Source organism: Christiangramia gaetbulicola (genome assembly GCF_003054225.1).
GTDB lineage: Bacteria > Bacteroidota > Bacteroidia > Flavobacteriales > Flavobacteriaceae > Christiangramia > Christiangramia gaetbulicola.
In genome coordinates, this window is sequence record NZ_QBKQ01000001.1 from 589,765 (window position 1) to 604,070 (window position 14,306).

13 protein-coding genes are annotated in these 14,306 nt (G+C 39.6%); 5 read left to right on the forward strand and 8 right to left on the reverse strand.

Annotated elements, in window-relative coordinates; genetic code table 11:
- Nucleotides 1-12: 12 nt before the first annotated feature.
- From C8P64_RS02580 to trmB, 5 genes are all read right to left on the reverse strand, one after another.
- The gene (locus tag C8P64_RS02580; protein ID WP_108170489.1) at nucleotides 13-255 is read right to left on the reverse strand and encodes a NifU family protein; all 243 of its coding nucleotides are present in this window, start codon (nucleotides 253-255) and stop codon (nucleotides 13-15) included.
- Nucleotides 256-1,392, reverse strand: a complete 1,137-nt coding sequence (locus C8P64_RS02585) for an Mrp/NBP35 family ATP-binding protein (RefSeq protein ID WP_108170490.1) — start codon at nucleotides 1,390-1,392, stop codon at nucleotides 256-258.
- A gap of 144 nt (nucleotides 1,393-1,536) precedes the next feature.
- On the reverse strand, nucleotides 1,537-1,869 hold the full coding sequence (locus C8P64_RS02590) for an MGMT family protein (RefSeq protein ID WP_108170491.1): 333 nt from the start codon (nucleotides 1,867-1,869) through the stop codon (nucleotides 1,537-1,539).
- 2 nt (nucleotides 1,870-1,871) lie between these two features.
- Complete coding sequence (locus C8P64_RS02595) at nucleotides 1,872-2,495, reverse strand: LysE family translocator (protein WP_108170492.1); 624 nt, start codon at nucleotides 2,493-2,495, stop codon at nucleotides 1,872-1,874.
- Between the two features lie 6 nt (nucleotides 2,496-2,501).
- Nucleotides 2,502-3,176, reverse strand: a complete 675-nt coding sequence (trmB, locus tag C8P64_RS02600; protein ID WP_108170493.1) for a tRNA (guanosine(46)-N7)-methyltransferase TrmB — start codon at nucleotides 3,174-3,176, stop codon at nucleotides 2,502-2,504.
- Between the two features lie 66 nt (nucleotides 3,177-3,242).
- On the opposite strand from trmB, the gene C8P64_RS02605 reads away from it, so the two are divergent.
- On the forward strand, nucleotides 3,243-4,304 hold the full coding sequence (locus C8P64_RS02605) for a glycosyltransferase (RefSeq protein ID WP_108170494.1): 1,062 nt from the start codon (nucleotides 3,243-3,245) through the stop codon (nucleotides 4,302-4,304).
- Here the strand turns inward: C8P64_RS02605 and C8P64_RS02610 are convergent.
- Nucleotides 4,242-5,321, reverse strand: a complete 1,080-nt coding sequence (locus tag C8P64_RS02610) for a sensor histidine kinase (protein ID WP_108170495.1) — start codon at nucleotides 5,319-5,321, stop codon at nucleotides 4,242-4,244. The two genes, C8P64_RS02605 and C8P64_RS02610, sit on opposite strands and share 63 nt — an antisense overlap.
- The gene (locus C8P64_RS02615; RefSeq protein WP_108170496.1) at nucleotides 5,321-6,004 is read right to left on the reverse strand and encodes a response regulator transcription factor; all 684 of its coding nucleotides are present in this window, start codon (nucleotides 6,002-6,004) and stop codon (nucleotides 5,321-5,323) included. Before C8P64_RS02615 ends, C8P64_RS02610 begins: the two co-directional genes overlap by 1 nt.
- Before the next feature lie 178 nt (nucleotides 6,005-6,182).
- Here C8P64_RS02615 and C8P64_RS02620 point away from each other — a divergent pair, with 178 nt between their 5' ends.
- The 4 genes from C8P64_RS02620 to C8P64_RS02635 all read left to right on the forward strand — a co-directional run bounded on the left by C8P64_RS02620 (nucleotide 6,183) and on the right by C8P64_RS02635 (nucleotide 12,585).
- Complete coding sequence (locus C8P64_RS02620; RefSeq protein ID WP_108170497.1) at nucleotides 6,183-8,984, forward strand: TonB-dependent receptor; 2,802 nt, start codon at nucleotides 6,183-6,185, stop codon at nucleotides 8,982-8,984.
- A gap of 53 nt (nucleotides 8,985-9,037) precedes the next feature.
- Complete coding sequence (locus C8P64_RS02625) at nucleotides 9,038-11,020, forward strand: autotransporter outer membrane beta-barrel domain-containing protein (RefSeq protein WP_108170498.1); 1,983 nt, start codon at nucleotides 9,038-9,040, stop codon at nucleotides 11,018-11,020.
- Nucleotides 11,021-11,185: 165 nt separating this feature from the next.
- Complete coding sequence (locus C8P64_RS02630) at nucleotides 11,186-11,524, forward strand: T9SS type A sorting domain-containing protein (RefSeq protein ID WP_108170499.1); 339 nt, start codon at nucleotides 11,186-11,188, stop codon at nucleotides 11,522-11,524.
- 86 nt (nucleotides 11,525-11,610) lie between these two features.
- The gene (locus C8P64_RS02635; protein WP_108170500.1) at nucleotides 11,611-12,585 is read left to right on the forward strand and encodes a LuxE/PaaK family acyltransferase; all 975 of its coding nucleotides are present in this window, start codon (nucleotides 11,611-11,613) and stop codon (nucleotides 12,583-12,585) included.
- Nucleotides 12,586-12,949: 364 nt separating this feature from the next.
- On the opposite strand, the gene tyrS is transcribed toward C8P64_RS02635, so the two are convergent.
- Nucleotides 12,950-14,245, reverse strand: a complete 1,296-nt coding sequence (gene tyrS, locus C8P64_RS02640; protein ID WP_108171252.1) for a tyrosine--tRNA ligase — start codon at nucleotides 14,243-14,245, stop codon at nucleotides 12,950-12,952.
- Nucleotides 14,246-14,306 lie beyond the last annotated feature (61 nt).

Below are 14,306 nucleotides of genomic sequence, written 5' to 3' on the forward strand. Positions count from 1 at the left end.
TGGGCAGCAAATTTATCTTTCAACATTTACTACCTGTTCGATTTGAGGCACGTATTTCTTGATCGTCATCTCCACGCCACTTTTAAGGGTCATCTGGTTAACCGTGCATCCTACACACGCACCTTCCAGCTGAACCTTAACCAGGCGATCGTCTTCGATTGAAACTAAAGATATATTCCCTCCATCGCTTTCAAGAAACGGACGTATCTCTGCCAATGCCTTTTCAACATTAATTTTAACTTCTTCGCTTGTCATCTATTTCTTTTTAACAGCACTACATCCAGCCATGGTGGTGATCTTGATAGCTTCGGTTGGAGGCAGATCTTTGTTTCGGTTTACGGTTTCCTGTACCATATTTCTGGTGATCTCTTCGAAAGCAGCTTCTAAAGGAGTCGCGGTTTGAAGGGCCGCAGGTCTTCCTATATCACCTGACTCTCTTAAACTTTGCACCAACGGAATCTCTCCTAAAAATGGCACTTTCAGGTCTGCAGCAAGATTCTTCGCTCCCTCCTGACCAAAAATGTAATATTTATTTTCCGGAAGTTCCTCTGGTGTGAAATAGGCCATATTTTCTACGATACCTAATACAGGAACATTGATACTTTCCTGCTGGAACATTGCTACACCTTTTTTAGCATCGGCCAAAGCAACGTTCTGCGGAGTACTTACGATCACCGATCCAGTAATTGGAAGTGATTGCATAATAGATAAGTGAATATCACCAGTTCCCGGAGGAAGGTCTATTAGCATAAAATCCAGTTCACCCCAGTCTGCATCAAAGATCATCTGATTCAGCGCTTTTGCTGCCATAGGTCCTCTCCAAACCACAGCCTGGTTGGGCTTGGTAAAGAATCCTATAGAAAGGATCTTTACTCCGTAATTTTCAACCGGCTTCATTTTTGATTTCCCGTTCACGGTTACTGAAAGTGGTCTTTCAGCTTCAACGTCGAACATTATAGGAGCAGAAGGACCATAGATATCGGCATCAAGGATACCAACTTTAAATCCCATTTTTGAAAGGGTCACGGCCAGATTTGCGGTAACAGTAGATTTTCCTACTCCACCCTTACCTGAAGCTACCGCAATTATATTCTTGATCCCTGGAATAGCTTTTCCCTTTATTTCGGGCTGCTTTTTCTCGGGAGCCTGTATTTTGATGTTGACCTTAATTTTAGCTTTTTCGTATACCTTTTCGTGGATAGCTTTCATCACATCCACTTCGGCTCTTTTTTTAATGTGAAGAGCGGGAGTGCTAAGCACCAGGTCTACCACTACTTCATCACCAAAAGTCATTACGTTTTGAACTGCACCGCTTTCAACCATATTACTTCCTTCACCTGCTACAGTTATGGTTTCCAGGGCTTTTAAAATCTCTTTTCTGTCTAATTTCATATATGAATTTTAATCAGATTCTTGGGCTTATATAGACTGATTCTAAATGCAAATATAGTTGGAAAAGCTAAGAATACGAAGAATTTAGCAATATTAGATTTATAGAGCAATAGGAGGAAATTATAAAGGGGAAGGCTTATGAAATCAGGATAGTTCCTTCATGGGATCCCAGAAATATTTCTGAAAATCGATGATCTGCAGATCCTGCACTTTCACCCCTTCGGCTTCGAGCAATTGCTGCATGGCATTACTACCACCAAAATGATGTTTCCCGGTTAGTATGCCTTTACGATTCACCACTCTATGCGCGGGTACATCTTCTAAATTATGAGAGGAATTCATGGCCCATCCCACCATACGTGCACTTCGGGCAGCACCTAAATATTTTGCAATGGCACCATAAGAGGTTACCCTGCCTTCCGGAATTTTTCGGCAGACTTCATAGACCCTTTCAAAAAATCCGGACTTATCACTCAATTTCAGGTGTTTAATATTCTAACTAAAGCCACGATTATGAGAACAAGCATAAGACCAGCCATGAAATAATTGGAGTATTTGGCAAAAGACTCTGCTTTCTTTTCAATTTTATCAAATAGCTCTACGTAAAGGTAAAGAGAAGTAAAACTTCCCAGGCAGGCTGCCGTGGCAAAGGAAATGATCAAAGACCAGTCATAATCCATTCCTCCGCTAAGATCCATAGCTCCTGCTATAGCCACGAAATAAGGAATAGGAAAAACATTGAGAGCCGCGATAAGCATCCCCTTGAACAGGCTTTGTGCCTGAGCCTTCTGCCGGTTGTGCTTAACTCCTTTTTTATGCCTTGCTTTTATAAAAAAGTAGACCCCGAGAATACAAAATACTACCAGCCCTGCCCGAAGGATCATTCTTCTCACAAAAGGATGGTCAAAAATATACTTGGCGAGTAAAACTGCGATAAAAGCCTGGGTTAAAATTACGATCCCCGCACCTATAGCTACGAATAATCCGCTCTTTTTCCCTTTTTCAACACAAGTTTTGGCCACGGTCATGTTCACCAATCCCGGCGGAACCACCCCAATAAATGCTGCAAAATATGTGATCAGGAAAAGTTTTGTTTCTTCCAATAATTCTTATTTAATCTTGAATTGAATATACGTAATTGGTTTGCCTTTTTCAAGGTACTGTTTTTCGTAGAAAGTCTGTATACCTGTCACTTCTTTTGGAGAATATTCATTCTTATAAATATCATGATGTGCATATAGGATCTCATGTCCTTCTCCATGCAATAAACCAAGGGTATAACCATGCATAAATTCTGAATCTGTTTTAAGATGCATCGTGCCATCCTCTTTCAGGATATTCTTATATCGCTGCAGAAATTCGGTATTGGTTAATCTATGCTTGGTCCTTTTATATTTGATCTGAGGATCTGGGAAAGTGATCCAGATCTCACTAACTTCTTTGGCTGCAAAAACATGCTCTATAAGCTCTATCTGGGTTCTCACGAAAGCAACATTTTCCAGGCCTTCTTCGATCGCGGTTTTAGCTCCCCGCCAGAACCTTGCTCCTTTAATATCTATTCCAATAAAGTTCTTATCTGGGTTCTGCCGCGCCAGTTCCACGGTATATTCACCTTTACCACAACCTAACTCCAGGACGATTGGATGATCGTTTTTAAAAAAATCTTTGCTCCATCTGCCCTTTAATTCAAATAGATTATCTGTAAGCTCCTCCCTGGAAGGTTGGATCACGTTCTCGAATTTCTCGTTCTCCCTAAAGCGCTTGAGTTTGTTCTTACTTCCCACTAAATTTTAATATTTTGGCAAAATTAAAGAAAATCGACCACCCACCGATAATAATATATTTGTAAAATGCGAAATAAGAGGATATTGGTGGCTGCACTTAACTGGGGACTGGGACATGCGACCAGGTGTATCCCCATTATCAACCAACTGAGAGAGAGTAAATACGAGCCGGTCATTGCTTCAGACGGGCAGGCGCTACAGCTCTTAAAAAAGGAATTCCCCGATGCTATTTTTGAAGAGTTATCCTCTTATAATATAGCTTACACCAAAAAAGGAAGTAATCTAAAATGGAAATTATTACTGGATAGCCCGCGCATCATCAAAAATATTAAAGCGGAAAATGATCTTACCAAAGAACTTGTCCGGAAGTATGATCTAAAAGGAATAATTTCAGATAATCGATGGGGAGTTAGAAGTGAGCAATTAAAAACGAATATTTTTATCACCCATCAGATAAATGTACTAAGCGGGAGCACCACTTTCCTGAGTAGTTTCATCCAGCAGCGCTATATGGAAAAATTTGATGAATGCTGGATCCCGGATTTTTCGGGAGAAAATAATCTAAGCGGTATTCTAGGCCATGCTACCTCGACACCTAAAAATGTAAAATATATTGGTCCCTTGTCAAGATTTGAAAAAAGAGAAGTTCCCCTTATTTATGATTACCTCATTTTGCTTAGCGGTCCGGAACCTCAACGCAGTATACTTGAAAACATTCTTCTACAGGAATTTCAAAATTCCAAGTTCAAAATTCTATTTATTCGTGGAGTAATTTCAGAAGAGAGCAAAAATAATACTAATCCCAATATCGAGATCAAAAATTATTTATTTGGGAAATCACTGGAAGAAGCCATTAATTCAAGTAAACGTATAATTTCCCGTTCAGGCTACACCACTATTATGGACCTGGCAAAACTGGAAAAGAAGGCGTTCTTTATCCCCACCCCGGGACAGAACGAACAGGAATATATTGCAGAAAGATTGGAAAAAATGAATATTGCTCCATTCTGCAAACAGGAAGAATTCAGAATATCTAAGCTTGATAAAATTGAAAACTACAAAGGTCTAAGTGATCTCGGGAATCACACGTTCCTCGGGAACCTTTTTACTTTTTTCGAGGGTGAATGAAAATTCACTACCAACCCCAAAAACGCTTTCTACATATATCTTTTCTTCGTGAGCCTCCAGGATATGCTTAACAATAGATAATCCAAGACCAGAGCCGCCTTCCTTACGCGAACCACTTTTATCTACTCTATAAAAACGTTCGAACAAACGAGGAATATTTTCCTTTTCGATTCCTTCTCCGTTATCGGTTACTCTTACAATAACCTTATTTTTGATCAGGTTCTCGATACTTATCTCTGTAGTTCCTCCTTTTTTACCATATTTAATGGAGTTCACGATAAGGTTGGTAAGTACCTGTTGTATCCTTTCGCGGTCTGCCCTCACGTAAATGGGCTCTTCATATTCGATATCGAAAGTCAGGGTAATATTTTTCTTAGCGGCCTTCATCTCCAGAAGGTCAAAAGAAGCCTGTATCAATTCTACTATATCGAAGGTCTCGTAGCGTAAATGCAGATCACCGGTTTCCAGTTTGGTGATCATATCCAGGTCTTTCACGATGTAGATCAACCTTTCCACCCCTTTACTCGCCCTGGTAAGATATTTTTTCCGGATAGCCTTATCCTTATGCGCGCCATCCAAAAGTGTAAGAATATAACCCTGCACGGTAAAAAGCGGAGTCTTAAGCTCATGGGAAACATTCCCCATGAATTCTTTTCTGTAGGCTTCCCTCACCTTTAATGTTTCGATCTCCAGCTTCTTGTCTTCAGCAAATTTCTTTACCTCACGGGTTAGAGAAGACATGTCTGTGGTGATCTGGCTTGGACTTAAAGTTTTTGAATCCAGAAGCGAAACATTGTCATAGACCTTTTTAATTCTACGGTAGATGAATCGCTCTACCCTGTATTGAATAATAAGGAAAGTAAAAATGTAACATAAGAGAGCAAAAATCAATAATGCGATCCAGATTGTTTGCAGGTCCAGAAAAATAAATACGCTCAATAAAAGAGTTAGAAAAACACTTATATAAAGGGAAGTTCTTAAGGCAAATCTATATGAGCGTTTAAAACTTTGCGACATTAAACAACAAACTTGTATCCAACTCCTTTAATGGTTTTGATCCTGTCATCACCAATTTTCTCCCGGAGTTTTCTAATGTGTACATCTATGGTTCTGCCTCCTACCACAATATCGTTCCCCCAAACATTATCTAGTATATCTTCTCTTGTAAAGACCTTACCTGGTTTGGATGCCAATAAAGATAAAAGTTCAAACTCTTTTCTAGGAAGGGACATCTCCTCTCCATTCTGGATGATCTTATATTCTTCCCTGTTTATGGTAATATCGCCAAGTTTAACGACGCTAGAAGATGTTTCTTCATCGCGATATCTTCTTAACAATGCCTTTACTTTACTTACCAACACCTTAGGTTTAATTGGCTTGGTAATATAATCGTCTGCCCCGGCATCGAATCCAGCCATCTGGGAATAATCTTCTCCTCTTGCGGTTAAAAAAGTAATGATCGTTCCTTCCAGGTCTGGTATCTTTCTTATTTGCTCACAAGCCTCTATTCCATCCATTTCTGGCATCATAACGTCCAGGATAATAAGATGAGGTTTATTTTTCTTGGCCAGCTTAACGGCATCTGCACCATTGTCTGCAGTGATGACATTATAGCCTTCTGAAGATAAATTATACCCCACTATTTCCAGGATATCCGGTTCATCATCTACCAGTAAAATTTGAATGTCTTTTTTCTTCATAACGAATTAAGATGTGGTTAAGAGACCATAAAATTAACCAATAATTTGAACTATTAACCCATTAACACATTAGTAACATTAAACTAACCCTTTAATGACAAATGATTAATTCTAAGGTAACATCCTCCTTGTGTCTTCGCCGTTAATTTGCAGCGAGATTTTATAGCAAAAAACAGAAATGAAACGATTCTTATTTTTATCATTGATTTTTATTGTAACCGCAATGCAGGCGCAGGAAGCAACAACCGGAGCCATAGGCGGAAAACTTTCCGATAAGGAGATGAACGGTGAACCCCTACCTTTCGCCAATGTCTTACTAAAGGACTCTGCAAAAGGAACAACATCAGATTATGACGGAATATACTTATTAGATAAACTAGAGCCAGGAACCTATACAGTAGTATTCAGCTTTGTTGGATATGAAACTTTAGAAGTTCCTAATGTTGTAGTTGAAGCCGGAAAAGTTACCGAGGTAAATACAGAACTAGGATCCAGTGCAGCTGCTTTAGATGAAGTAGTGATCACCACTGTTTCCAGAAGAGATTCTGAAGTAGCCTTACTTATAGAACAAAAGAATTCAGTAGATATCAAGGAAAGCATCGGGGCTCAGGAATTAGCCAAATTAGGAGTTTCCGATGCCGCCACAGCAACCACAAAAATTTCAGGAGTTACCAGTAGTGAAGCTTCAGGAGATATTTTTGTAAGAGGACTTGGTGACAGATATCTGTATACTACTATGAATGGTCTTCCAATCCCTTCAGACGATGTGGAGCGTAAGAACATTGACCTAGGTTTATTCCCAACGAGAGTTATCCAGAATATTTCTATTAGTAAGAACTATTCCGCAGAAAATTCTGCAGACCAGGCTTCAGGTAGTATAGACATTACTTCCAGAGAACTTAGAGGAAAAAGCGAACTGGACCTGGGAATGAGATTTGGAGCGAATACGAATGCCGTTGGACAATTCAACAATTTCAAGGTTTCTCCTAATCAACAGGATGTATATTTTGGTTTCTACGATCAAAACATTCCAACCGAATTTGCGCTTAACAACCAGAGCTGGGATCCACAAAATGCTGTATTCCCAATTAACAGAAGATATGCTCTTACTGCAGGTAAGGAATTTGGAGATCTTGAAGTCCTTTTCACTGCATCAAATTCAGTTGATTTCGAATACAATCAGGGAACTTTCGCCAACTATCGAAATAACGATTTTGAAGATGGTTTCACCGATGCGACCAACTATAAAAAGACAGATAATAACACTGCGCTTTTAGATCTAGGCTACCAGATCAATGATAACAACAGGATCAAGGCTACCAGTTTATTCATCAATAAAGTAAGCGATGAAGTATTTGAAGGTGGTAGAAATGGTGAAGGTATCGTTTTTGAAGAAAGCGACCGTGGAGATGATTTCAATCAATTTGTACGCGACCAGAATACCAAACAAACAAGGCTTTGGGTAAATCAATTACATGGTTTTCACGAAATGTGGGACAGTAAGAACGAGATCGAATGGGCTGCAGGTTACAATATGGTAGATGCAGATGAGCCTAACCGTATTAGAAACGAGGTGAACCTTCATCCTACTGAACCTATCTTACTTGGTGAAACGGGAGCTTTTCAACAGAGAAAATCTAATCAGCAGATCGATGATCGCGAGATCAACGCATTCATCCAGGATCAATACAATTTTATCCAGGACGAGGAATCAGAGAAGAAGGCTTTCATTAAACTAGGTGGTAACTTCAGAAATAAAGAAAGAGACTTTTATTCGAAATTCTATGGGGTTGAAGAAAGAAACTTCAACACGGTTAATCCTGAATCTATAGATAATCTAACCGGAATATTCACTACAGAGAATTTTAACAGCAGAGCTTTGGTGGTGAACAACCTGAGCCCTGACCTTTATAATGGTACGCTGGAATCATTATCTGGTTTCGCATTCTTTAACTATGGGAATGAAAAATGGAACCTGAATGTTGGTGCCAGAGTTCAGAAGGATGATATAGATGTTGTTTTCGACGTGAATAACTACCCGTCAAACCTTCCGAATTTTGTTAACAAGTCTTACGACAATATTTATCCAAGCATCAATTTTAGATTCTCGCCAAACGAAGATTCGAACATAAGACTGGCAGCATCCAGAACCATTACTTTACCAGAATTCAAGGAGATCGCTCCTTTTGAATATGTAGCTCAAACAGGTTTGATCACCAGAGGTAACCCAGAGTTGGAAGCTTCTACCAACACCAATTTTGACATTAAGTACGAGATCTTCCCAAGTTCAGGTGAATTGATCTCCCTTACCGGATTCTATAAGAACATCAACGATCCTATTAACAAAGCGAGAGAAAGAGGTTCTGCACCGGTATTCTCTTACTTCAACGCAGGAGACGAAGCGAATATCTATGGATTGGAGCTTGAAGCAAGAATGGATGTCATCGAGAACGAAAATGAAGCTGGATTAGACGTAGCTGTGACAGGTAACGTGACCAGAATGTGGCACAAGCAGGATCTTAAAGATGTATACAATGAGAATGGAGATTTCATTAGAACTTTCCGTTACAACGGGAAAGATGAGATCGGACTTCAGGGAGCATCAGACTGGATCTTCAACGCCTCTTTAAATGTTTCTACTGAAACTGAAAATCCTTTCACAGCAACCCTGGTTGGAGCATATGCTTCAGATAAGATCTTTGCTTTGGGTAACCCAGAGAGCCAGAGATTAGACCAGATAGATATTCAGTATAACGATGAGATCATCGAAAAAGGTTTTGTGACCCTGGACCTAATCATGTCTAAAGAGCTTAATGATAACTGGTCTTTAGAATTCAGAGGACAGAACTTATTAAATCCTGAAATCGAGAGATACCAGGAAATAAGACCAATTTCAGGAAACGTACCTGCATCGAACCAAACAGTAAGATCATATGACCGGGGCGCTGTTTTAAGCCTTGGAGTAAACTATTCTTTTTAATCGATTAGAATTTAAATAACCACAACCATTTTTTAAAAATTAGTACCAAGATTATGAAAAACGCAAAAAAAATCATGTTAATGGCTGCGATCTCGATGGGATTGCTTGCAACATCGTGTAGTGATGATAATAGCATTGAGCCAATTGACCCATCAGATGACAGCGGACAAATACCATCTGAAGACGTAGAGCTTAACGGATCTGTAAATGAAGACAGAACCCTTGATGCTTCTGAAACATATAGCCTTACTGGAATTCTTTCAGTAGAAGCTGGCGCGACTCTTACAATTCCAGCCGGAACTCAAATAATAGCAGATACAGATACAGACCAAAGTGATGCAACCAATGTTTATATCGTTGTTCAAAAAGGAGCACAAATAGACATTCAGGGTTCTTCATCTGCTCCTGTAGTAATGAGATCTGCTAGCGGAGAGGCAGGAACCTGGGGTGGTTTGATCATCGCCGGTAATGCACCCACTGCGGCAGGATCTAATGCCACTGCAGAAGTTGGAGGAATTATTTATGGAGGTGAAGATGAGTCTGATGATTCTGGGTCTATCAATTACCTTGTATTATCTGATGCAGGAGCGGCTATCAATGCTGAATCTCAATTCAACGGATTGTCTCTTTATGCGGTAGGTTCTGAAACTTCTATCCAGAACGTTGCTTTAGTGAATGGAGCAGATGACGGAGTAGAATTCTTTGGCGGTACCGTTTCAGCTTCAAACCTATACCTTGAAAATAACGAGGACGACGCGGTAGACTGGACCGAAGGTTGGAGTGGATCTTTAGATAACGTGTATGTTCTTCACACTATAGAAAACTTCTCCACGGCTATTGAAGCAGACAAAGAGAATGGAAATCCAATGATCACTAATTTCACTGCGGTTTCTACTACTGGTGGAGTTGCACTTCAGTTCAAATCTGTATCTGGAGCTACGATCACAGGACTTTCACTTTCTGGATATGATACTGCGGTAGATATCACAGATGACAATAGAACAGATCTTTCAGGAATCATCTTAAATGGAGCTCCGGTTGATCTAAACCTTGATTACTCAGGTGATCCAACGGTAGATGTATCTATGTTCGATTGGATCTCCAACAGAGGCCAGGTATCGGTTCTACCTTCTACAATAGAAGGAAATCTAACCTTAGATGCAAGTAACGAGTATGTAATTAGCAATACTGTTTCTGTTGAAGATGGAGGAAAACTTACTATTCCTGCAGGTACTCAGATCACTGCCAGAAGCGACAGCGAAACCGACGCTACGAACATTTACATCGTAGTTCAACAGGGAGGAATGATCGAAGTAAATGGAACCGAATCTAATCCTGTAGTTATGTCGTCTACTTCCGGTGCGGCTGGAAGCTGGGGTGGTCTTGTGATCGCTGGAAAAGCTTCTACAGACGAAGGTATTAATGCTACTGCAGAAGTTGGTGGAATCCTTTATGGTGGGACAGAAGACGAGGACAATTCAGGTTCTATCAATTATCTAATCCTTAAGGATGCCGGTGCAGCAATTAATGCTGAATCTCAATATAACGGTCTTTCATTATATGCTGTTGGATCTGGTACTACTATCGAAAATATCGCGATCATGAACGGTGCAGATGATGGAGTAGAATTCTTTGGAGGAACTGTTTCCGTTAAAAACATTTACCTGGAAAATAACGAAGATGATGCTGTAGACTGGACCGAAGGATGGAGTGGTACTATCGAAAACACTTATGTTAGCCACACCATAGACAACTTCTCTACGGCTATCGAGGCAGACAAAAGAGATGCGTCTCCTAAGATCATCAATTTCACTGCTGTGTCAACAACAGGAGGAACTGCATTACAGTTCAAAGCTACTTCTGGAGCGGTTATCGAAGGACTTTCACTTTCAGGTTACGAAACAATCATCGATATCACAGATGACAATAGAAACGATCTTTCTGGTATTACCATAGACGGAAATATTGTAGATGTAGCGGCTGCATATGATGCTGAAGCGACAGTAGATATCAACATGTTCGACTGGGCAATGTAATCGAGACATCATTTCATAATGATTTGAATATCAAGAATTAGCCAATATAAAAGGGTTGCAACGTGCAACCCTTTTTTTTATTATAATTTTTTATATTTAGGTAATTTCAATGACAAGATTTTTGAAATTTTATTTGTATGTTTGTTTAAACCTCGATCACAAAGAATGAAGCAAAAGTACCTATTTACCTTTTTTCTTTTCTGTTTCCTGATGATTGCCGCTCCGGTAAACGCTCAGGAAGCTGCTCGTGCGCCGCAGCGAACCGAAATCCCTATTGATGGTTTGTCTATTTACCCTAACCCTGTTACCGGAGGTAAAGTTTATATTTCTACCACCAAAAATCAGGAAAAGGAAATTGAGATTTATAATGTCTTAGGAAAGCCCGTTCAAAAAACGCGTCTTAGAGGTAGAGAAATGGACGTTTCTTCTTTAACTCCCGGAATCTATATTCTTAAGATCCAGGAAGGCAAAGCCAGAGCTACCAGGAAATTAGTGGTAAAATAAGTTTCTATATTTTATTTTTTTGACGAGCTTCTGTTTCAGAGGCTTTTTTTATTCCTTAATTTTGATGAAATCTTCGAGAGCTCTCTATGCTGGAAAATAAAATTTTTGAAATTTCAACGCGATCTGAATTTGAAACTCTGAGCCTGGAAGTCTTCAAATATCAATTCAAAAACAATATCGTTTATCAGAACTTCTGCCAATTGTTGGGCAGAGATGAGAATTCGGTAAAAACTATAAAAGATATCCCCTTTTTACCCATTGAATTTTTTAAAAGCAAAAAATTAATAAGCGGCAAGGCTGCGCCGCAGATCACTTTTACCAGCAGCGGAACAACCGGCCCGGCTACCAGTAAACATTATGTTAGCGATCTAAGACTATACGAGAAAAGCTTTATGGATGCCTTTAGACGATTCTACGGGAATCCGGAAGATTATACTTTCCTTGCCTTACTGCCATCCTATTTAGAACGCACAGGTTCTTCCCTTATTTATATGGTCAATGCTCTTATAAACCATTCAAAAGACAAGGAAAGCGATTTCTACCTGAACAACCTGGATGATTTATCCAGCAAACTTAAAGAACTGGATCAAAGCGGAAAAAAGGTATTTCTAATAGGCGTTTCCTTTGCCTTGCTGGACCTTGTTGAAAAGGATCAGTTCAGCTTAAAAAATACCATTGTAATGGAAACAGGTGGAATGAAGGGCCGCCGGAAGGAAATGATTAGGCAGGAACTTCACCAGGAATTAAAAAATGGTTTTGGAGTAGATGATATCCATAGCGAATATGGTATGACCGAGCTGCTTTCACAAGCCTATTCTACCGGAAAGGGAATTTTTGAATGCCCCCCATGGATGGATATTCTTATTCGTGATCCCGAAGACGCCTTAACTTTTCTCGAAAATGGCAAAACAGGCGGCATCAACGTCATAGATCTCGCCAATATAAATTCCTGCTCTTTTATTGCCACCCAGGACCTTGGGCGTAAAAAAAATAAAAATATTGAAATCCTCGGAAGGTTTGATAATAGTGATGTTCGAGGGTGTAACCTCTTATTACTTTAAAATTTTTTTTAGCCCTAATGTAAAGTAAATGAAAGTTTTACGACCCACTTAGTGCAGAGTGCAAAATGACATCCCAAGCGTTTTCATTCTGCGGCTAAGTGAAAATTTTTCATATTAGATTGGTTAGTTAGTTGCAAAGCCTTCAGGATCTCTCCTGAAGGCTTTTGTATTTTAACTAATTTCAATCTAAAGCAACGGATTTTATTCAATCAAAGCGATCCAGATTATCATACAGATCGCCAGCGCAATCATGATATAGCTTACAATATTCTCTAATTTAGTGTTACTCATGTCGAATCTTACTGTAAAGATTTACGTAAAATTTTTCGACATGGTTTTAGCACTATATCATACCTGAGCCGTATTAATTTGCTCTGATAATGTATGTGTTCTTTTTCCCTTTGTTAAGGATCACATATTTCCCGTTTATAAGATCTGAAGTAGAAATAGTATAATCTTCTTTAACCTTCTCTTTATTCACTGAAACTGAATTCTCTTTTAAAGCTCTTCTGGCTTCCCCGTTAGAAGCTAGAAATCCGGTTTTAGCGGAAAGCGCACCTATCATATCAAGTCCGGCCTCAATTTCGCTAAGGGCTACCTCTGCTTGCGGAACACCTTCAAAAACATCAAGGAAAGTTGCTTCGTTCAGTTTTCTGAAATCATCGGCAGTACTTTTACCAAATAGAACTTCAGAAGCAGCTAAAGCATTTTCATATTCTTCTTCAGAATGCACCATCGTGGTCACTTCCCTTCCAAGAACTTTTTGTAGCTCTCTCTGGTGAGGTGCTTCTCTATGCTTTTCTATAAGAGAATCTATCTCGTCCTTACTAAGCAAGGTGAAGATCTTGATATATTTTTCAGCGTCCTCATCACTTGTATTTAACCAGTACTGGTAAAATTTGTAGGGTGACGTTCTATTCGCATCCAACCATACATTACCACCTTCGGTCTTTCCAAATTTGGTACCATCTGCCTTAGTGATCAAAGGACAGGTTAAAGCATATCCTTTCCCATCACCAATTCTTCTGATTAGCTCGGTTCCCGTAGTGATATTTCCCCACTGGTCACTTCCACCCATTTGCAGGGTACAATCAAATTCTCTGAATAAATGAAGAAAATCATATCCCTGAACCAGCTGGTACGTGAACTCCGTAAAAGACATTCCTTCTGATGAATCTGAAGACAAACGCTTCTTTACAGAATCCTTTGCCATCATATAGTTCACAGTAATATGTTTCCCTACGTCCCTGATGAATTCAAGGAAAGAGAAATCTTTCATCCAGTCATAGTTATTTACCAAGACCGCGGCATTGTCATTTTTTGAATCGAAATCAAGAAACCTGGACAACTGCTCTTTTAGCGCATTCTGGTTATGTCTTAGAGTCTCTTCATCCAGTAAATTTCTTTCTGCAGATTTTCCCGAAGGGTCGCCGATCATTCCCGTTGCTCCTCCAACCAGGGCATAAGGTTTATGTCCGCAAAGCTGAAAATGCCTCAACATCATCACTCCTACCAAATGGCCGATATGTAATGAATCTGCCGTTGGATCTATCCCAACATAAGCAGAACGCATAGCTTCCATTAAGTGTTCTTCAGTTCCCGGCATGGCATCGTGCAACATTCCTCTCCAGGTGATCTCTTCAACGAAATTCTTTTCCATATTTAAAAATTCAGATAAAAAATAGCCGTAAAGATACCATTTACTCTTATTTTTCCTAAGT

Excerpts from the sequence above, each read along its gene's own strand:
- C8P64_RS02580 (WP_108170489.1), bottom strand. The coding sequence starts at position 255 with ATGACAAGCGAAGAAGTTAAAATTAATGTTGAAAAGGCATTGGCAGAG.
- C8P64_RS02585 (WP_108170490.1), bottom strand. The coding sequence starts at position 1,392 with ATGAAATTAGACAGAAAAGAGATTTTAAAAGCCCTGGAAACCATAACT.
- C8P64_RS02605 (WP_108170494.1), top strand. The coding sequence starts at position 3,243 with ATGCGAAATAAGAGGATATTGGTGGCTGCACTTAACTGGGGACTGGGA.
- C8P64_RS02610 (WP_108170495.1), bottom strand. The coding sequence starts at position 5,321 with ATGTCGCAAAGTTTTAAACGCTCATATAGATTTGCCTTAAGAACTTCC.
- C8P64_RS02615 (WP_108170496.1), bottom strand. The coding sequence starts at position 6,004 with ATGAAGAAAAAAGACATTCAAATTTTACTGGTAGATGATGAACCGGAT.
- C8P64_RS02620 (WP_108170497.1), top strand. The coding sequence starts at position 6,183 with ATGAAACGATTCTTATTTTTATCATTGATTTTTATTGTAACCGCAATG.
- C8P64_RS02625 (WP_108170498.1), top strand. The coding sequence starts at position 9,038 with ATGAAAAACGCAAAAAAAATCATGTTAATGGCTGCGATCTCGATGGGA.
- C8P64_RS02630 (WP_108170499.1), top strand. The coding sequence starts at position 11,186 with ATGAAGCAAAAGTACCTATTTACCTTTTTTCTTTTCTGTTTCCTGATG.
- C8P64_RS02635 (WP_108170500.1), top strand. The coding sequence starts at position 11,611 with ATGCTGGAAAATAAAATTTTTGAAATTTCAACGCGATCTGAATTTGAA.
- tyrS (WP_108171252.1), bottom strand. The coding sequence starts at position 14,245 with ATGGAAAAGAATTTCGTTGAAGAGATCACCTGGAGAGGAATGTTGCAC.